This window comes from Haloferax sp. ATB1, assembly GCF_000730175.1.
Genome location: NZ_JPES01000082.1, coordinates 1 through 19,268, shown reverse-complemented (window position 1 = coordinate 19,268; position 19,268 = coordinate 1). Strand labels below are relative to the sequence as shown.

General features: G+C 63.6%; 12 protein-coding genes and 2 pseudogenes. 6 read left to right on the top strand and 8 right to left on the bottom strand.

Annotation, left to right across the window (positions count from 1 at the left end; genetic code table 11):
• The first annotated feature begins 141 nt into the window (after positions 1-141).
• Positions 142-1,809 (top strand): multicopper oxidase, encoded by a 1,668-nt coding sequence (locus tag ATB1_RS13495; protein ID WP_042664428.1) that lies wholly within the window; start codon positions 142-144, stop codon positions 1,807-1,809.
• 15 nt (positions 1,810-1,824) lie between these two features.
• On the opposite strand, the gene ATB1_RS13490 is transcribed toward ATB1_RS13495, so the two are convergent.
• A complete protein-coding gene (locus ATB1_RS13490) occupies positions 1,825-2,430 on the bottom strand; it encodes a YqaA family protein (protein ID WP_042664425.1) in 606 nt (201 codons plus the stop codon).
• A gap of 201 nt (positions 2,431-2,631) precedes the next feature.
• The gene (locus ATB1_RS13485) at positions 2,632-5,640 is read right to left on the bottom strand and encodes an FAD-binding and (Fe-S)-binding domain-containing protein (protein WP_128081473.1); all 3,009 of its coding nucleotides are present in this window, start codon (positions 5,638-5,640) and stop codon (positions 2,632-2,634) included.
• Positions 5,641-5,811: 171 nt separating this feature from the next.
• On the opposite strand from ATB1_RS13485, the gene ATB1_RS13480 reads away from it, so the two are divergent.
• Both ATB1_RS13480 and ATB1_RS13475 read left to right on the top strand, forming a co-directional pair.
• Complete coding sequence (locus ATB1_RS13480; protein ID WP_042664539.1) at positions 5,812-6,693, top strand: GAF domain-containing protein; 882 nt, start codon at positions 5,812-5,814, stop codon at positions 6,691-6,693.
• A 233-nt stretch (positions 6,694-6,926) separates the two neighbouring features.
• Complete coding sequence (locus tag ATB1_RS13475) at positions 6,927-7,691, top strand: IclR family transcriptional regulator (RefSeq protein ID WP_042664423.1); 765 nt, start codon at positions 6,927-6,929, stop codon at positions 7,689-7,691.
• 129 nt (positions 7,692-7,820) lie between these two features.
• Here the strand turns inward: ATB1_RS13475 and aceB are convergent.
• The 5 genes and pseudogenes from aceB to ATB1_RS13455 all read right to left on the bottom strand — a co-directional run bounded on the left by aceB (position 7,821) and on the right by ATB1_RS13455 (position 15,933).
• Positions 7,821-9,130: pseudogene (aceB, locus tag ATB1_RS13470) on the bottom strand (malate synthase AceB).
• A gap of 845 nt (positions 9,131-9,975) precedes the next feature.
• Positions 9,976-10,455 carry a nucleoside deaminase gene (locus ATB1_RS13465; protein WP_042664421.1) on the bottom strand — a complete coding sequence of 160 codons (480 nt, stop codon included), beginning with the start codon at positions 10,453-10,455 and terminating at the stop codon, positions 9,976-9,978.
• Between the two features lie 42 nt (positions 10,456-10,497).
• Positions 10,498-10,641 carry a rubrerythrin-like domain-containing protein gene (locus ATB1_RS21660; RefSeq protein ID WP_004971811.1) on the bottom strand — a complete coding sequence of 48 codons (144 nt, stop codon included), beginning with the start codon at positions 10,639-10,641 and terminating at the stop codon, positions 10,498-10,500.
• A gap of 116 nt (positions 10,642-10,757) precedes the next feature.
• A complete protein-coding gene (locus tag ATB1_RS13460; RefSeq protein ID WP_042664420.1) occupies positions 10,758-13,622 on the bottom strand; it encodes a bacterio-opsin activator domain-containing protein in 2,865 nt (954 codons plus the stop codon).
• A 745-nt stretch (positions 13,623-14,367) separates the two neighbouring features.
• The gene (locus tag ATB1_RS13455; protein ID WP_042664418.1) at positions 14,368-15,933 is read right to left on the bottom strand and encodes a PAS domain S-box protein; all 1,566 of its coding nucleotides are present in this window, start codon (positions 15,931-15,933) and stop codon (positions 14,368-14,370) included.
• A gap of 335 nt (positions 15,934-16,268) precedes the next feature.
• Here ATB1_RS13455 and ATB1_RS13450 point away from each other — a divergent pair, with 335 nt between their 5' ends.
• From ATB1_RS13450 to ATB1_RS13440, 3 genes are all read left to right on the top strand, one after another.
• Entirely contained in the window at positions 16,269-17,453 is a 1,185-nt protein-coding gene (locus ATB1_RS13450) for an outer membrane lipoprotein carrier protein LolA (protein WP_042664416.1), read from the top strand.
• A gap of 343 nt (positions 17,454-17,796) precedes the next feature.
• Positions 17,797-18,168: a helix-turn-helix domain-containing protein gene (locus tag ATB1_RS13445; RefSeq protein ID WP_042664414.1), complete on the top strand. Its 372-nt coding sequence runs from the start codon at positions 17,797-17,799 to the stop codon at positions 18,166-18,168.
• 1 nt (position 18,169) lies between these two features.
• Positions 18,170-18,481: a hypothetical protein gene (locus ATB1_RS13440; RefSeq protein ID WP_042664412.1), complete on the top strand. Its 312-nt coding sequence runs from the start codon at positions 18,170-18,172 to the stop codon at positions 18,479-18,481.
• Positions 18,482-18,589: 108 nt separating this feature from the next.
• Here ATB1_RS13440 and ATB1_RS13435 read toward each other — a convergent pair.
• Positions 18,590-19,268: pseudogene (locus tag ATB1_RS13435) on the bottom strand (hypothetical protein); the annotation flags it as partial.

Here is a 19,268-nt window from a genome sequence, read left to right as displayed (position 1 = left end):
CTCTAACTCGGTTATTCAGAAGATTTAATATAATAACTCCCAAGTCGTAGTTCAGGGTCCATCATGACAGACTGGTCTAGGCGGCGGTTTCTACAGACAGGCGCAGCCCTCGGCATCGCCGGAACGCTCCCGCAGACGACGATGAACGTCTCCGCGGCGTCACCGGCGTTGGATAAGTTCGTGCAACCGCTTCCGGTTCCGTCGGTCCGGGAACCGGACGGGCAGCGAGACGGCGCGGACGCCTACGAGATATCGGTCACCGAATTCACCCAACAGCTCCATCCGGACCTCCCGGAGACGACGGTCTGGGGGTTCGACGGGTCGTATCCCGGCCCGACTATCGAGGCGGACGCCGGAAGCCCGGTCCACGTTCGTTTCGACAACAGCGAACTCCCGAGCGACCACCTGTTCAACGTCGACGAGCGAATCGGTGGCACGACCACGGAGAACCACGCCGGCTACGACGGCCCGGTCCCGGAGGTTCGGACCGTCACCCACTTCCACGGCCTGGAAGTCGACCCCGCGAACGACGGGCAGTCCGACATGTGGACCTCGCCGAGCGGGGTCGAGGGACCGCGGTTCGACTCGGAGTGGCAGGAACTCCCGATGGAACAGGGGCGCACCACCTCGACGTACCACGACCACACGCTGGGTATCACCCGGCTCAACGCCTACGCCGGGCTCCTCGGCCTCTACTCGATTACGACCGACGCCGAGCGCGAACTCGGCCTGCCGTCGGGCGACTACGACATCCCGCTGTTGCTGCAGGACAAGGAGTTCAACGACGACGGCTCGCTGCACTATCCCGACGAGTTCGTCTCGGCGTTCCTCGGCGACACGGCCGTCGTCAACGGGGCCGTGTGGCCGTACGTTGAGGTCGAACCGCGTCGGTACCGCTTCCGCATCCTGAACGGCGCGAACCACCGCTCGTTCGACCTCCAGTTCGAGAGCGAAAGCGGGTCGGGCGTCCCGACGATGTACCAGTTCGCGCCCGGCCACGGCTTCCTCGAATCGGTCGTCCCCATCGGCCCGAACGGCGACCTCGACTCGCTGTTGCTCACGCCCTTCGAGCGCGGCGAACTCATCGTCGACTTCTCCGACCACGCGGGCGAGACGCTCACGCTCACCAACGGGGCCGACATGGGTCCGGAACTGACCGACCTCGTCCAGTTCCGCGTCTCGGATCCCGAGACGCCGCCCGAAGACGCGAGCGCCGACCCGACGGATCTGTCGCTTCCCGCGCCGACCTCGTACGACGAGAGCGACGCACGAGTGACTCGCGAGATGACGCTGGGCACCAAGGTCGACGTTGAAAACAACCTCATCATGCACACCCTGAACGGGTACGTCTTCGGCGACGAGGACGCGCCCGTCTACCCGCAACTCGGGTCGACCGAGATATGGGAACTACAGAACGAGTCGGGGGGGCGACACCCGATTCACCTGCATCTGGTCACCTTCAGGGTCATCGGCCGCGGCCCCGACGGGACGCAACCGCCGGACCCCAACGAGCTGGGTCCGAAAGACACCGTTCGCGTCGACCCCGACGAGCGCGTGCGGATAATCGCCACGTTCGAGGGGTACACCGGGCAGTTCCCGTGGCACTGCCACATGCTCGAACACGAGGACAACAAGATGATGATTCCGTTCGTCGTCGAGAACCCCATCGCGAACTACGCGAACGACAGTGACATCGTGGACGCGACGGGGCTGACCGACGCGGTGAGCGACTGGCGGAACGACGACCTCGAAACCGAGGTGCTCCTCGAAGTCATCGACCAGTGGCGAAGCGGCGACGAGGTCGCCTGACCGACCCTCTCCGAGTTACTGCACCGGTTCGGCCGAGCGGTCCGAGAACCACCGACTCCGGACGACGTACGCGACGAGGACGACCGCGGTGGCGACGCCGATAATCGAGTACACGTCGACCTCGGTGAGCGACCGGGCGGCCTCGCCGAGATAGACCGCGAGCAGCGCTTCGATGGTGTACCGACCGCCGCGACCGAGCACCGACGCCGCCAGATACGTTCGGAGGTCGAGGTCGAACACGCCGGACCCGATAGAGAGCAGTTCGTACCCCTCGGGAATCGGTGCGAACGCCCCGAACGCGACCGTCACGAACCCGGAGCGTTCGAAGTAGCGTTCCACCTTGTGAATCCGTTCGCCGGCGAACCGCGAGTCCAGCGCGCGACGGCCACCTTTCTTGCCCATGAGGAACCCGACCAGCCCCGCCGACACAGACCCGACGGTGGCGACGACCGCGTACAGGAGCGCGAACTGAGGGTTCGTCGCCGACAGCGGGACGAGCACCAAGTCCGGCGGGACAGGGAGCAAAAAGAATTCGAGGAACGCCACGAGCAGCAGCCCCGGCGCGCCGAGCGAGGCGAAAAACGCAGTCGATAGTTCGACAGTCTCCAGTACGTCTAGCATCGTCGTCTCTACGCAGTCGCTACTGTCAGTAATAATTATCGCTGTTTGTGACCCTCGGCTCCGAGAGACGGAGCCTGCGAAACGAGAAACTCGCCGCGGGTGCAAGGCGGCGGGTTCGATGCTGGTTCGTGAATCGCGTCAGGCTGGCTGGTTCGCGGGGGAGCGCGTCAGGCTATTCGCTGTCGGCTGTCGGTGACGTGGTCAGTCGAGGGCTTCGGCCATCTTCTCGATGGGGTGCGGCGGGCGGGACTCGCCGGGTCTGTCGCCGAGTTGGGAGCGACACGACGCGCCGGGTGCCGTGACGACGTCGCCGGGGCTCTCGTCGACCTGCCCGAACAGGATTTCGCCGATACCCTTCGAGAGTTCGTAGTGCTCTTCCTCGTAGCCGAACGACCCGGCCATCCCGCAGCAACTGGAGTCGAGCGGGTCGACGGCGTAGCCGGAGCGACGCAGGACGCCCACCGCGTGGTGGTCCTTGTTCGTCGCCTTCTGGTTGCAGTGGCCGTGGTACGTCAGCGTCTCGGCGGGGGCGTCGAAGTCGAGGTGGTCGTCGGCGCGCACGACGTCGAGGTACTCCATGATGCCGTAGGCCGACCCCGAGACGAGTTCGACGCCCGTCCCGTCGAGGAGGTCGAGGTACTCGTCTTGGAACATCACCGCGTCGGAGGGTTCGACGAAGACGACCGACCAACCGTCGTCGACGTAGGGACGGAGTCGCCCGACGTTGTGCTGCGCTCGGTCGCGGGCCGTGTCGAGCATCCCCATCGAGAACGCGGCGCGGCCGCTCGCTTCGAGGTCGCTCGGAATCTGTACGTGGACGTTCGCGGCTTCGAGGACCTCCACGGCGGCCTTGCCGGGTTCGGGGTAGTTGTAGTTGGTGTAGGTGTCGGGGAACAGAAGCACCTTCCCTCGGGCGTCGGCGGGCGACACGGACGACCCACCCCGAGCCTCGAACCACGCCTCGAGCGACTCGCTGCTGAAGGTCGGCAAGTCGCGCTCGCTGGAGATACCGAGGACCTTCTCCATCACGAGGCGGCTCCCCGGAAGCTCCGCGGCGGCGTTCGAAAGCGGGGCGAGTTTGCTCCCGATTTTCGACAGCGTGTCGATGTTGCCGAACACCCGCGAGCGGAGGCTGGTGCCCTCCTTTTGGTGGTACTGGTGTTTCACCTCGGATTTCAGCTTCGCCATGTCGACGCCGGTCGGGCAGTCGCTCTTACAGCCCTTACAGCCGACACAGAGGTCCAGCACCTCGGTCTGGAAGCGCTCGGAGTACAGTTCGTCCTCGGGGAGTTCGCCCGAGATGGCGGCCCGAAGCATGTTCGCCCGCCCGCGGGTCGTCTGGACCTCCTCCTTCGAGGCGCGGTAAGTCGGGCACATGGTGTTCGAGTCGGTCTGTCGGCAGGTGCCACAGCCGTTACAGAGTTCGACGAGGTGCGAGAAGCCGCCCTCGTCGTCGAAGTCGATAGCGGTCTGGGGCTCGACGGACTGGTAGTCCGGGCCGTACCGGAGGTTCTCGCGCATATCCGCGCCGACGCCGCGGTCGCTGTCCGGGCCCGGGTCCGAGGGGCCGTCGCGGTAGACGACGTTGCCGGGGTTGAACATCCAGTCGGGGTCGAACGCCGTCTTCAGCTCCTTGAACGCGCCCCAGAGCTCGGGGCCGTACATCTTCGGGTTGAACTCGGTCCGGGCCATCCCGTCGCCGTGCTCGCCGGAGAACGCGCCGTGGTGCTCGACGACGAGATCGGTCACGTCGTCGGTGATGGAGTGCATCTTCTCGATGCCCTCGTTCTCTTTGAGGTTCAGAATGGGGCGGATGTGGAGCGTTCCCGACCCGGCGTGGGCGAAGTACGCGGCCGACGTGTCGTGGTCCTCAAGCACTTCCTCGAACTTCTGGACGTACTCCGCGAGTTCCTCGGGCGGCACGGTCGCGTCCTCGATGAACGGGTAGGGTTTCGGGTCGCCTTCGAGGCTCATCAACAGCGGAATCGCCGCCTTACGGAGCTTCCACAGTCGGCCTTGGCTCTCCTCGGAGTAGGCTTCGAGCACGTCGAACGCCGCGCCGGAGTCGACGAAGTGGGCGTTCGTGTCGGCGACCGCGGCCTCGAAGTCGTCGACGAGTTCGTCGTCCCACTCGAGCATCAGCGCCGCCTTCGCCCCCTCGGGAATGGGTTCGGCGTACTCGGCGTAGCCCTCCGACTCGCGGGCGAGGCGGAACACCTCGTCGTCCATGAGTTCGACGGCGCTGACGGGGAATTCGAGCGCCTCCGGAACGGCCTCCATCGCGTCCACGAGGTCGTCGAAGCAGTACAGCGCGAGCGCCGTCTCGTCCGGCTTGGTGACGAGCGAGACGGTCGCCTCGACGATGACGCCGAGGGTGCCCTCCGCGCCGACGAACAGCTTCGAGAGGTTGATGACCTCCTCGCCGTCGTCGTTCTCGTAGATGACTTTCTGGAGGTTATACCCCGACACCGAGCGCTTGAGCGACGGATACTTGTTCTCTATTTCTGACTCGTGGTTCTCGACGAGTTCCCGAACCGTCCGGTAGATGTTCGCCTCTAAGTCGTCTTGGGCGAGGATGGATTCGTACTCGTCGCTGTCGAGGACGACTTCGCGGGTGTGTATCAGCGAACCGTCGGCCAGAATCACCGCTAACTCCTCGGTGTAGGCGTCAGTAATGCCGTAGCGGACCGAGTGTGCGCCCGTGGAGTTGTTGCCGATGCCGCCGCCGACGGTCGAGCGATTCGACGAGGCGGGGTCCGGTGCGAACTTCAGTCCGTGGTCCGCGAGCGCGGCGTCGAGGTGGTCTTGGACGCACCCCGGTTGGACGGTCGCGCGCTTCGCCGACGGGTCGATATCGACGATGTCGTCCATGTACTTCGTGAAATCGATGACGACACAGCCCCGCCCGACGGTCTGGCCACCCAACGAAGAACCCGTTCCGCGCGGCAGAACGGGGACGCCGTGGCTCGTCGCGGTTTCGACGGCGGCGCGGACGTCGTCTACGTCCTTCGGCAAGACGACCCCCGCGGGTCGCGCCTGGTAGATGCTGCCGTCGGTCGCGTACAGTACCTGCGCGTACTCGTCGAACTTCACCTCTCCGTCGACGCGGGAGCGTAACTCTGTCGCCAACGCCGAATACTCCGCGGCGTCCGGCCGGTCGAGGTCTAACGTCGTTGCCGATGTCTCTCTTCCCCGAGGGGAGTCGAGCATGTCTTCGACTGCCATCATCATTGCTACACATACGCACGGATTAAATGCTCTGGTGTTGCGACACGTCTCCACCCCTGAACAGCTCGTCACGACCGACGTGGGGATTTATATTCACGTCCTCGGTACGTAACCACATTCATGGTCAGGTCACCGAACTGGAATCAAACTGACGTGGCACGCGCTGTCCCGACAGCATCCGAAAAGGAGGTCGACCAACTACTCGCGAGCCTCCAGCGACTGACCGGTATCGGCGTGTGGTCGTACGACGTGTCGGACGACGAACTGTGGTGGAGCGACGAGGCAAAGCGGATACACGGGCTGGACCCGGCGGCGACGCCGACCGTCTCGGACGTCGCCGAACAGTACGCCGAAGGCGACCAAGACGAGGTACTCGCCCGCCTCGCCGACGCTATCGAACACGGCGAGTCCTTCTCTATCGATGTGCGGTACGCGAGCGAGCGGACGACCGAGCGGTCGATACGGCTGGCCTGCGAGCCGCTGGTCGAAGACGGTCGGACGACCACTCTCCACGGCGTCGTCCAGGACGTAACTGACACCAAGCGTCAGGAACAGCGCATCGAGATTCTCCGACGGACGAGCCAGGAACTTCGGAACGCGAGTTCGAAGGCGGAAGTCGCCGAGATACTGGCCGACGCGGCGAAGAACGTCCTCGGACTCGTCAACACGACCGTCCGGTTAGTCGACGAGAACCGGAGCATGCTCCAGACTATCGAGGCGACGGAGGAGTGTCTGGAACGCGCCGGCGACCGCCCGAACTACTCCGTCAGCGAGGACACGCCGGCCGCGCGGACGTATCGGACGGGCGAACCGGTCATTCACGCGAACCACGAGCACACCGAAGACGACCACAGTCGGGGGGCACTCCAGTCCGGGCTGTACGTCCCCATCGGAAGCCACGGCGTGCTCAGCGCCGGCGACGTCGTCGTCAACGCGTTCGAAGAACACGACCTCGAAGCCGCGAGTCTCCTCGGCCAACTCGGCGCGGAGGCCATCACGCGCATCGGTTGGGTGAAACGGTCGCGGGCGATTTGACGCACACTGAACGCTCTTCTCATCACGAGGCTCGACGCTGCCAGAGGCGAACCGTGAGTTCGCGACGTTCGGATTAACGGGCTGGGTGGTATCGGCGTCCGTGCTCGTCTCGACGCTCTGTTTGTTCCCGGGGTAGTCGGGTAGAAACATGTTCGAATTGATAGGCCTAGCTCGCTAGTTCAGCCGATTTACATTATGGCAACAGTTATCAACATCAACATAATAGTTGAGGCATGATTGAGAACGTGACCGGGCGACGGCTCAAGACGACCCAAGCCTCGTTGGAGATTCTCAGCCTCATTTTGGAACACGACGGCCTCACGCTCGCCGAACTGGACTCCATGGTCGACAGTTCGAAGAGCTCCATCTGCAGTCACCTCAACACGCTCTTGGAGAGCCGATACTTGGTCAAGCACGACGGCGTCTACCACGTCAGTTTCAGGGTGGCGCTGTTGGGCGAACGCGCTCGACACCGCTATCCGAACGACAAGGTCGTCGAGCGGGTCGTCGACGAACTGGCTCGCGCGACCGACCAAGAGGCGAACTTCACGATTTTCGAACACGGTCGGCTGCTCATGTGTTACGGCTCGTCGACCGAGGAGGGGAGAGACGCGAACGGCACCCGGTATCGGTCGGAGTATCACCTGCACAACACGGCCGCGGGGAAAGCCATCCTCGCGGAACTGGACCGCGACGAGGTCGAATCGATAATCGACTACTGGGGCCTGCCGAGGGAGTCGGAGGGCACGATTACGAACCCCGACCAACTGTTCGACGCGCTGGACGAAATCGCCACCCAGGAGTACGCTGTCGTGGACGAGGAGTTCGCACCGAACCTCATCGCTATTGGTGCACCGGTCCACGACGGCGATGGGCGCATCGTCGGTGGGCTCAGCGTCGGCGGGCCGAAGTATCAGGTGGACATGACGCGGCTCGAACGCGAGTTCGCCGACGAGCTACTGAGCGCCGTCGAGTCGCTGGAATCGGCGCTCGCGTAGACTGCGACTGTCTCGTGGATCTCGCGAGTCTCGCGAGTTACCGCAGCTTCGCTCGCGGTCAGGTCGGGCGTCACGCGAAAAGGACAGACGCTGGATGGTTGGACTTGTCTGGCTGACTGACTGGCTGCGTTAGTCGTCTGTCCCGACTGCCATCGCGCGCTCGACGATGTCGGCGCCGTACATCTCTTCGAGCGCGTCGTGTTGGTCCGGGCGGTGCTCGTACACGTCCTGGAATAGGGCGACAGGGGTCATCGCGGCCTGATACGTCGCCTCGTCCCACATGCGGTCCTTGGCGATGTCGACTTCGACGCCGTCGATGACGAGCGTCGTCGCTTGCGTCATCGCAATCGCGCCCTTGCCGGCCTCCTTGGCCGCCTCGAACTCCTCCATGGAGTCGACGATGTCGTCCATGCTCGGGACGTAGGTGGTCAGGTCGAGGAGCTCCTCGTGGAGTTCCTCGCCGTCGAGTTCCTGTTCTTCGCCGTCGACGCGGAGCACGTAGCTGTCGTCGCCGACCTGTTCGAGCGAGAGTTCGTCGCCGTCGTACACCTGGCGACCGTCCTCGTCGTCGAGTTCGATTTCGTCGTCGTCGAGTTCGAGGAGCCAACTGCCGGTCTTCGGCGGCAGGGGTGCCTCGTTGGCGGTGACGACCTGTCCGGGCGTGAGCGCCAGATGCCCGTCATCCCCATGGCGCGGTTCTCGACCATGCGCTCGCGGTAGCCTTCGACGTCGCGGATGTCGTCGTACGGGCCGTCGACGGCGATACAGTTGGCGGCGCTCGCGCCGCGGGAGGTGTTGTGTCGAAGTTCGGCCCACGCCGGAAGCTCGCCGGTCGGCGTCATGGCGCGCATGTCCTTCGTGTAGTCGACCTGCCCGTCGACCAGGAGGAACAGCCGTTCGAGGTTGTTGGACGGCTTGCCCTTCTCCGCGCGGAGGTCGCTCATCGCGAGTTCGGCTTCACCGCTCTCGATGATGACCGACATCGACAGGCTTCCCTCTTCGAGGCCGTGTTCGTTCTCGATGATGGTGATGAACTCGTCGGCCTTCTTCCAGTCGTCGAGGTCGCCGACTTCGGGGATGACGAAACCGTCGATGTGCTCGACCGCACCGTTTTCGGGGTCGGTGATTTCGAGCATCTGCTTGAAGCCCTCGTAGCGGGTCGTGGGGTCGTCGCGGTGCCACACGACGCGGGGGTGAATCTCGCCGGGGAACTCCGCGCCGTGTTCGGAGACGACCTCGACGAGGTTCTGGACGCCTTCAGCCCGCATCGACGGCGCGGTGGCGTCTTCGTTGTCCGGAATCCAGGTATCGGGGGCCTGCATCCCCCGCAGTTGTGCCGCGCTCTGCAACATCTTCGCCGAGTTCTCGCCGCTGACCGCCGTCGGCGAGGTGAAGAACGTACGTACGAACTCTCGTTCGTAGTTTCTGTCGCTACTCATATCGACAGTGGAAACGTCTCTTCCGAAACATATTAAATATTTAGACTCGCCCATTCGGTGGCTTGCGATTCGACGGTCGCCGGCGATTCAGATATCGGAAGCCGTCTCGCCGACCGCGGTCGCCGAACGCCTCCCCCGAGCGAACGACATCTGGGTGTCACTAACTTACATTATGTAAACGAGTGCAATGTCACGTATTCACATTATACAGATATGAGGGATTAAATCGATTAGCGTTACAAGCATACCTTTGTAATCTGGGCCGGGTGTTACCCACAACAGCACGAGATGTTCGGATTATGTAAATGAGTTCGCCGCCTCTCGGTTCTCACGGTCCTCTCGATATCGGAAACTCGCGAGCGTCGACCGTCGTCCGATAACGCCTCGAAACCCAATCGTATTCGACTCGGTGCGACGAGTTCAGGTGGACATTATGGGACAGTATATCAGAAAACAATAGTAGTTTAGATACTGATACGTGCTTATTGTCTGCCTTTTCACTCAGTACGTCTTATTGTATGGGGTTCTTATAGACTTATCCGCAGAAATTTTTGTGTCCGATTAGTTATGTCGTTTAAAGTTATAAAACAGGTGGGTTTGTGTGTATTCCGATATACGAGAACGTTCCTGAGAGATCTACGATCCCGCGTCATATGCGGTTTACGACTGATTTTGAGGGCACCTGTATGATGTCCTTCTGCTCCCCGGACCCACAAATATATCATATATTAGAATATTTGTTGGAATTAATTTTTACCTGATAACTATCGTTCGCTACGGTCGCGACGTCCACGCGTGGCTGCACCGGCATTCGGTCGCTGCCGAACCGGACCTTCGAACCGTCGTTACCACTCGTATTCTCGGTGAACTCGGCGGGCTTCCTCGTTCAGCACGGGTCCAACTACCTCGGTGATACCACCGAGAATCGCCGCCGACCGGACGCCGGGACTCGAGCCGGTAAACTCTCCGATTTCGTCGCCGCCGACGCCGTACACGACGCGCGCGAAGCCGGCGGTCGCCATCCCGCCGGCGCACATCGGGCAAGGCTCGGTGCTGGTGTACATCACCGTCTCCGCCCGTTCGTCGGGGTCGTACTCTCGACACGCCCGATAGGCGAGGTGTAACTCGGGGTGCCGACGAATGTCGGACTTCGTCACGATGCGGTTCGAGTCGCGCATGACGACCTCGTCGTCGCAGACGAGGACGGAGCCGAACGGTTCGTCGCCCCGGGCGGCAGCCTCGCGGGCGAGTTCGAAGCTCTCGCGCATGTGCGCCTCGTGGTCGAAGTCGTCGAGATGAGTCGTCACGTCGCCTACGGTCTCCACGCCGAGCGGCTTAAATCGAACGACGGCCGCACCTTCGTGTGGTTACTCAATCGCCGTCCGTCGGTTGCGCATCGCCCCGCCGCAGTCCGGACAGCGCAGCGGGTTGTGCTCGGTGAGGACGATACCGCCACACTCGAAGCATTCGTACGTTCCTTCCTCGCCGGGGGTGGATTCGACATCTCTCATAGTTCGCGAGCGCCGGTCGTGTCCCAGACGCTCTACCGATGTGTAATAGGTGTTCAAGGGAATATGAGGCAGTTAAGCAACAAACCAACCGAAATAGCACCGGTTAGATAACGAACCTACTCAGCCCGTCCGGAGACGGAACCGGAGTGCTCGTCGAACAGCGTCGCGAACAGTTTTCGCTGGACGGTCCGCACATGTTTGTAGAACGCCGGCGGGGAGATACCGAGCGTTGCGGCGACCTCCTCACCCGTGTTCTCCCGAGGTGATTCGAAGTAGCCGCTGTAGTAGGCCGTCTGGAGCACCTCGAGCTGCCGCTCTGTCAGTTTGTCGAGGAACCGCGAGAAGAGGTCGCGCTCGGTCGATTGGTCGAGCGTCTGTTTGGTCCGGAGTTCGACGCCGGCGAACGCTTCGTCGACGAGATGCGTGACGTTTCGAACGTCGATGCTCTCGGGGACGTCGACGGCGAGCGTCGTCTCCTCGGGGGTCGCCCGCACCTCGCCGAGGACGGCACCGTGGTCCGCAAGCTCCGGTGCGAGAAACGGCTGCGTCAAGCGGAGGCGCAGGACGCCGGCGTCCCCGTCGGTGCTTATCCGTCGCACGTCGGCGACGGCGACCAGTTCGTCGGCCGCGGCCGCGACGGATTCGACTGCCCCGTCTTCGACGGTGACGAACACGTAGTTCCCTTCGGCGGACTGCTGGACCCCACCCTGGTAGGTGAGCGTACACTCCGCGTCGCGGGCGAGTCGCGAGAGGACGAACGTGGGGTCGTCGACGGCGAACCCGACGCGGGTGACGGCCGTAGTGAGCAGTGCGTTCTTCCGTTCGAGGGCGCTCAGCGCCGACGCGATGGTCTCGCCGAGTTCGGCCAAGACGGCGGTCGCCGTCTCGTCGAAGGCGTCGTGTGTCGTCGCGTACACCGTCAACACGCCGTGCGAGAGGTCGTTATAGACGAGCGGGATGCTGAGCACCGACAGGTAGTCTCGGGTGAGCGCGCCCTTCCGCCAGGGTTCGTCCCGGAAGCCGGACGCGACGTTGGGAACGGTGGTCACCTCTCCGGTCGCCGCCGTGCGTCCCGCCGGCTCGACCGATGACGCCGCGATGTCGAACGTAGTGCTGTCGAGATAGCCCCGCTCGTCGCCGGCCCACGCGCGGGGCTCAACGGTCTCGTCGATGGGGTCGACGGAGCCGACCCACGCGAACGCAAACCGGTCGGCGGCGGTCAGTAGCTCGCAGACGGTGTAGTCTATCTCCTCTCGCGTCTGGGCTCCGACGAGCGCTTGGTCGATTTCGCGGATGGTCTCGTTGATTCGGTTTAGCTCGGTGAGCCGGTCGTTCTGTCGCTGGAGCGTCCGGTCCTGTTCGCGGAGCCGGGATTCGCGCGTGACGCGGTCGAGCGCCGCCTCGGCAGTCACCGCGAGCAGGTCGGTCAGCTCCCGCGCCACCGCGTCGAAGACGCCGACCTCGGTCGAGCCGGCGACGAACACGCCGTGGTCGCCGAGTGGCACGTACGCGACGCTCCGGAGGTCGGTCGCGGAGTTCTCCAACCGGCCGGCCTCGTGTACGTCGTCGAAGTACAGCGGACTGTCCTCGACGAAACTGTGGCTCGGAAGCGTCTCCCCGTCCGCGGGCACTGTCGGGAGCGGGCCGTGAGCCTCGCGCATCGCCGGCGAGTACGCCGCCGGCCTGAGTACGTTGGCGTCGGCGTCGAAGAGATAGACGGCGCTCGCATCGAGCGCGAGCACGCCGGGCGTATCGTCGACGACGCGCTGGGCGATTTGTCGGTGAGTCCCCGTGTAGAGGAACTCGCGAGCCGTCTCGTGGAGCGTCGTCAGCGCGTCCTCGCGCTGCTTGCGCTTCGTGATGTCGCGGCAACTGAAAAGCAACGTCCCGTCCTGAATCGAGACCTCGCGGACGTTGATGAGGAGTGTGTGCTCGCGGCCGGCTTTGTCGGTCACCGTGCTCTCGATGTTTTTCAGGACGCCGCGCTCCGCGAGCTCGTCGCGGTCGAAGAGGTCCGCCCCCAACAGTTCGTCGATGGGGACCCGTTCACGCAACTCGTCTGCGGTGTAGCCGAAGATGAAGTGGACGTTCGGACAGACGTAGGTGTACGCCCCCTCCTCGTCGGTGATGAGGACCGTATCGGTCATGTTGTTGAGCGTGACGCGGTGGAGTTCCTCGGAGCGCCGGAGGTCTCGTTCGAGGGACACCCGCTCTGTGATGTCGATACCTTCGACTACGACCGACGCGACCTCTCCGCGGTCGTCGGTCACGGGGCGAACCGATAGTTCGACGATGCGGCGTCTTCCGGCTTCTGACGGCTGTGGGACCACCGCGTTCCCGGCCGTCCCTTCGAGCGCGTTCTCGACGAGTCGACGCACGTCGTCGCTCGTCGGGTCGTCTCCTCCCGTCCACCACGGGAGTGACCAGAAGGTCCCACCGACGAGCGGGTCGACGGGTGCGTCGAGGAGTTCGCGCGCCGTCTGATTCGCCCGAGTCAGCGACCCCTCTCCATCGAGTACCCACGTCGCCGTCCGTTCGTCGTCGAACATCGCGTCGAACTGCCTGGCCCGTTCGCGCTCGCCGGCCGACTGTCGCGCCGACCGGAGCGCCCGTTCGGTCCGGGCGAGGAGTGTTTCGACGTCCGGCGAGTCGGCGTCAAGCGCGACGTAGTCAGTCGCGCCCGCACCGAGGACCTCACTGGCGAGAACGTCACTCCCGCCGTCCGCGGCGATGACGACGGGAAGAGTTGCGACCGTCGAGCGAACGTCCGTGAGGAGTTCGACGGCGGTCGCGTCCGCGAGGTCGGCGTCGGCCACGACGCAGTCGACCTCACCCGCTTCGACTGTGCGAAGGGCCGCCGCCTTCGTCTCGGCTTCCAGCACGGTGACGCCGGGTCGCGAACCGAGTTCCTCGGCGAACCGCGCCACCCAGTCGCTCTCGCCGACGACCAGCACGCTGCCAGAATCGGGGACACCGGGCATGGCTAGAACCCAACTCCCCGTTGACAAAGACGTTCGCTATCTTACCGTCGCAGCTAGCAATAGCTCAAGAATTTTGAATAATCTAAATTTTCCAAATAATGCAAGTATGTTGGAGGTTTCGGATTCTCCAGGAAAATGTGGGTTCTTCCAGCCACGTAGGTTGTCCGCGGTCGCTTCCTCCTGTACATTGCGCGGAGTAGTCAGGCGGCCCAAACTATTCACATGCTCTAGACAATCTACATAGCTCAGATAATCTGGACTGTTCGCCTGTCGTCACCTCCGCACGGTATCGAACTCATGGAGGTTCTGCACGAGTTCCAGATTATTCAGATAACCACAAAAATCAGAACGGCCCACATGGCTCGGAGTAGGCGCATGTGTGGATAACGGAAGCTGCGTGGATAGCCTCGATAACGGTGGTTTTTCGACTAACTGGAGTTCTCAGCACTGCGGGTACGGTGTATCTCTGACCGTCTCTCTCGGTCGCGTACGAGAGAGATCAACTGCCTCCGGTCCGCTCCAGGGGGTCGAGCCAGATTCAGTCAGTAATCCAAATAATCTGAGTATCCCGAAGTATGATGCTGTTCTGGGTCGCGTCCCTCGGCGGCTAGCTTTGTGGTGTCTGCATTGTCGGGATACTGTGAGTTCTCTGAAGAATTTCTAGTATTAGCGAAATTCAAATAATTTGGATTATCTGAAACGTCTGAGATACTCAGATGGCCCAATTACTGTCCAATACGCCGCGTCAGTTCTCCGGCGCGGGGAGTCTGAGTTCGACCGTCGACCCTCCCTCGGCGCGGTCCGAGATAGACACCTCGCCGTCGAACTGCGTGACGAACCAGTGGACGGTCCACAGTCCCATTCCGCTCCCATGCGTGAGGGGTGTCTCTTTCCCGCGTTTCAGAATCTCCCGCTCGGTCTGCGGGATACCGGGACCGTTGTCCTCGACCGCGATTGCGACTCGCTCTCCTGAGAGACGTCGCGACCAGACCGCGACGACGGGGCGCTCCTCGTCGTTGTGGACGATAGCGTTCTGTACGAGTTCGTCGAGCGCGAGGTACAGCGAGTGCGTGCTCGCGAGCACGGCCTGTTCGCTCTGTCCGATCCGAATCTCCGCCTCGGGATGCTTCCGCTCGTACGTCTGTTTGAGGTCGGCGAAAACGTCGCCGACGCCGACCGGGTGTCTGTCGGTGCTCCCCTCCACGGCGTTCTCGAACTGTCGGGCTTTCTCGCCGGTCGACACGAGGCTGTCGGCGTTCTCGATGATTCGATCCGTCTTCGAGACCATCGCCTCCGCCGAGAATTGACTCGCTGCGGCGACCAGCGTGTCGAGCGTCCGCAGTTCCGTATCGATGCCTCTGGTCGTCTCACTCAGTTTTGCCAGCGTCTCGTGCAACCGATCGTAGTCGCCTTCGTCTATCGACGGAGTGCCGAGCGCTTCGAGGTCTCGTTTCAACTCGCTCGCGTACCCGCTGACGACGTTGAGGTTGTTCCGAAGGTTGTGACGAAGCACTCGGTTCAACACCATGAGTCGCTCTTCGCGTTCTTTCCTATCCGAGATGTCGCGCACCGCACCGCGGACGTTGGCGCCGCCGCCCGTCGGCTCACCGCGAACTTGCACCCACCGCGTTCGCCCGGTGGCCGTTATCACCCGCATTTCGACGTCGAACGGGTTGCCGTCGACCTTCGCACTCTCGATGGCTCCGTCGATGACAGAGCGGTCGTCCTCGTGAAAGAAGTCCCTGAGCCCGTCGATTGTCACCTCCGCGTCGGGCGGGATATCGACCAGCCGCTTGGTCCCGTCGGTCAGTCGTAGCTCGTTGGTCTCGTAGTCGACCTCCCAGCCGCCGATGTCGGCCAGTTGTTCGGTGCGTTCGAGGCGGTCGCGGCTCCGCTCTAACTCCTGGCGGTACTCGTAGGTCTCGGTGACGTCCCGGACGATTTTCGTGAAGCCTCTGAGCTCTCCGTCGTCGTCACGCAGCGCGCGGATTGTCACGTGCGCGAGGATGCGCGACCCGTCCTTCCGGACCCGCCACCCCTGTTCCTCGTAGCTTCCCTCGGACTCGGCGATCAAGAGCACTGTCTCGGGGGACGTGCCGTCTCCCTCGGTAGGATAAAAGACGGACAGGTGGCGACCGATAATCTCGTCTCGCTCGTAGCCCTTTATCCGTCTCGCACCCTCGTTCCACGTCGCCACGAACCCGTCCGCGTCGAGGAGAAATATCGCGTACTCGGTCACCTCCTGAAAGAACTCTCGAAGGATGAGGTCAGATTCGATGTGTTCGAGCAACTCGCTCCGCTCCCGTGACATTATAAATTGATTACCATCCACATGGTCATAAACTGCTCGGCGGTTCGAGAGGTGAACGGGCGAGAGAGCGTCTCGTCCGGGCGGAAAATCATCCGTCAACGAACCAAGTGACGATGGTCGTCTCGGCGACGAACGCCTGAACGAGACCCCACTGGAGGGCGCAGACCCTCTCCCGAGTTCGGGTTGGGCTAGTGGAGGGCGTCGTCTCCCGGCCATCTCGCCCGCGGAGGGAGTCGCTACCGGTCCGGTCGGGTTCGACTGCCCCAGTCGTCCAGAAGTATTTAGCCGTCGGCCCCCAGACACGCAGTCGAACTCCCTGTCAGAGTACTACCAGCATGACTCGCCCTCCACTCCGACTCAACCGACGCACACTCGCCGTGTTCGTGCTCGTCGCCATCGCGCTCCCCGCGGTCCTCTGGACGACGGGCGGCGCAATCGGCGACGCGGGCCCCTCGGTCGACGCGAACGTAACCGAGCGCTACCGCGCAATCGACGCGCTCACCGGAACGCAGACGGTCGAGATTCGAACCGATGGAACGGTCACGTCTCGCACTGTCGCCGACGTGACGCTCGTCCCGGAGACGGAGCGGAAGCGCGTTCACTTTCGGAACGCGGCGAACCGACAGTACGACTGGCAGGTCTCGAACGGCTCGATGCTCTGGCTTCACGACACTGACGAGGACACCGTGACCGCCATCGAGCTCACGGGCCCGCCGACCGAGTCGCGGACGGCCGAGCGACTCCAACTCCTCGTCGCGGCCGCGGGGCTGACCGATGACGCCGGTCGCCCGCAGTCTATCGGCGTGTCACCGCTGCCCGTCGTGCCGCGACACGCCGGTGCCGCCCCGCGGGCCGACGCGAACCACAGCTACGTCGTCGAGTTCGTCGAGACCGACACCGTCGGCGGGCGCGAGGCGTACGTCATCGACATCGCACCCGAGACGAACCGGAGCGAGGCGGGCTACCACCAGCGGCTGTGGCTCGACAGCGAACGGTTCTACCCGCTTCGCAAGCAGACGGCGTGGACGGCCGACGGGTCCCGACACTCTGTGACGACCACGTACACGAACGTCACGTTTGACGCGTCCGTGTCGGCGGACACGTTCCGGCCGGAGATAGGCGCGAACACGACCGTCGAGCGACCGAACACGCCGAACACGGAGTGGTTCCGGAGCAGAGCCGACTTGGAAGCGCGGAGTTCGATTTCGGTCCCCGAGCCGACGGTCCCGTCCGCGTTCGAACTGGTCTACGCCACGCGGACCACCGGCCGCATCGACGGGGTCGGACTCCGCTACGCCGCCGGTGGCCGCGAACTCACGGTGGCGAAGTTCAACTACACGCTCGACATCGACGCCGACGAGCGCGACACGATGGTGGCAGGTCGGCCAGCGACTATCGACTATGGACCGACCACCTCGGTATCGTGGAACTGCGACGGCTACGGCTACACCGTCCGCGGGACCGGCGTCGAGACGGACCGCCTCGTCGAAGTCGGTCACTCGGTCGGCTGTCCCGCCTGAAATCGCGCGAGTTTCTGGGTCAGAAACTGGCCCCCTTTTTATATTATCTACCGGCGCATCGGTTGAACTGCGATGGGCCCCGCCGAACCGATACCGTACTGCCCTCCCGAGCAGTACCGTTCTGTGCCCTCTGACAGCACTCCGGCACCCATCGCGGTCATCGCTGACGCGACAGCCCCTCCACAGTATCGCCGTGCTGCCCTGCAGCACCGTCGAACCAATCCGCAGCCCCACCGTGCTATCCCGACAGCCCCATCGTACATCCGTCCCGAATCGGTCGCCGCGACCAACAGGGGTGGAAACCCATGGGCCTATTAGTCCGACGAGCAGTCATTCGACCACCGTGAGTGAGGAACCGGCGCTGGGTGATATTCTCGACCTCCTCAGCGACGAGTACGCCCGGGACATCCTCGCAGCGACGAGTACCAAACCAATGTCCGCACAAGAGCTTGCCGACGAGTGTGAGATGTCCAAACCGACGGTCTACCGTCGGGTGGAACGATTACAAGCGTACGGACTCCTCGACGAGCAGACCGAGATTCGAACCAGTAACAACCACTACAGCGTCTACACCGCCACGCTCTCCGAGTTCTCCGTCGAATTAGACGACGGCTCGTTCGAGGCGTCGCTGACGCGCACCGGCGACGAGTCGTTCCCCGGCGAGGGGGAGACCGACACCGCCGACCGCTTCAAACGGATGTGGGAGGACCTCTGAGATGGCGACTCTCTCGGCCGTCCTCGACTGGCTCATCGTCGCGCTCGCGCTCGGGTCGACGCTCGTCGGGAGCTACGTCGGCTATCAGGCCTACCGCGGCTACCGCCGTCACGACAGCCGGGCGATGCGGGCGCTCTCCGCGGGTCTGTTCCTCCTCACTGCCCTCGCGTTCGGCGTCGCCTTCGTCGGCTCGGTGCTCCTGCGCCAGGGCTACATCGGCCTCCAGTACCAACAGCCGCTCACGCTCGTCACGCGGCTGTTTCAGTTCTGTGGCGTCGTGCTCATCGCCTACTCGTTACATTCGCGAGGGTAGTCCGTCCGCGGGTCGTCGTGGGCGGCCTCGCCGGGTGTTACTCCCCACTCACGCGCTTTCTTCTCCTCGCTTTTTCCTTCGCTCACAAACCGTTCTGGTCGTCTCACCTCACGAGTGCGCGAGCTTCCAGAACCCCTTGGGGACGATGGCGAACGCCGGAAACAGGAACAACGCGAGCAGCCAACTCGTGGACGGGCCGAGCGGGGTGGCAACCACGGCGACGACGCCAGCCGCGGTGAGGACGACCGAGGCCACGGCCGCCCCGACGAACCGGCGGTCGAGCGGCGGGAGTCCGGTCGACTCGACCGGCAGGTCGAACGCGTCGACGAACGCCTCGGCGTCCGCGACAGGTCCGAGCGTGCGTTCCGTCTCGTCGTCGCCCCACCCTGTCGTCGCCGCGAACGTTCGCGTCCCAAGATAGCGGTCGGTCGGTCGAGTCGCCACGATTTCGGCGTCGCGGAGGTCGCCGACCGCCGCCGCCCACTGTGGCTCGTTCGTCAGACGGTCGTGAACGACGAGCCGATCGTCGAAACGGCGGTAGGTCAGCCACCCGCTCGCGAGCACACTCCCGACGATATCGCCGACGAGCATGAACGCGAGGAGACAGAGCCCGAAGAGACCGAACCCGACCCAGACCGCGAGCGAGGCCTCCTCGACGACGAACGCGGTTCCGCCGATCCAGACCATCGCGGCCATGGTGACGTAGAACGGTCCCGTCGTGGTGGCCGCGCGCCAGACCGCGGCCGCGACCACCGCGCGACGGTCCGCGTCGATCGTGACCGATGGG

What these genes read in the sequence shown, in the direction of transcription:
- ATB1_RS13450 (WP_042664416.1), top strand. Translation starts at nt 16,269, where the DNA reads ATGACTCGCCCTCCACTCCGACTCAACCGACGCACACTCGCCGTGTTC.
- ATB1_RS13455 (WP_042664418.1), bottom strand. Translation starts at nt 15,933, where the DNA reads ATGTCACGGGAGCGGAGCGAGTTGCTCGAACACATCGAATCTGACCTC.
- ATB1_RS13490 (WP_042664425.1), bottom strand. Translation starts at nt 2,430, where the DNA reads ATGCTAGACGTACTGGAGACTGTCGAACTATCGACTGCGTTTTTCGCC.
- ATB1_RS13475 (WP_042664423.1), top strand. Translation starts at nt 6,927, where the DNA reads ATGATTGAGAACGTGACCGGGCGACGGCTCAAGACGACCCAAGCCTCG.
- ATB1_RS21660 (WP_004971811.1), bottom strand. Translation starts at nt 10,641, where the DNA reads ATGAGAGATGTCGAATCCACCCCCGGCGAGGAAGGAACGTACGAATGC.
- ATB1_RS13460 (WP_042664420.1), bottom strand. Translation starts at nt 13,622, where the DNA reads ATGCCCGGTGTCCCCGATTCTGGCAGCGTGCTGGTCGTCGGCGAGAGC.
- ATB1_RS13440 (WP_042664412.1), top strand. Translation starts at nt 18,170, where the DNA reads ATGGCGACTCTCTCGGCCGTCCTCGACTGGCTCATCGTCGCGCTCGCG.
- ATB1_RS13485 (WP_128081473.1), bottom strand. Translation starts at nt 5,640, where the DNA reads ATGCTCGACTCCCCTCGGGGAAGAGAGACATCGGCAACGACGTTAGAC.
- ATB1_RS13495 (WP_042664428.1), top strand. Translation starts at nt 142, where the DNA reads ATGAACGTCTCCGCGGCGTCACCGGCGTTGGATAAGTTCGTGCAACCG.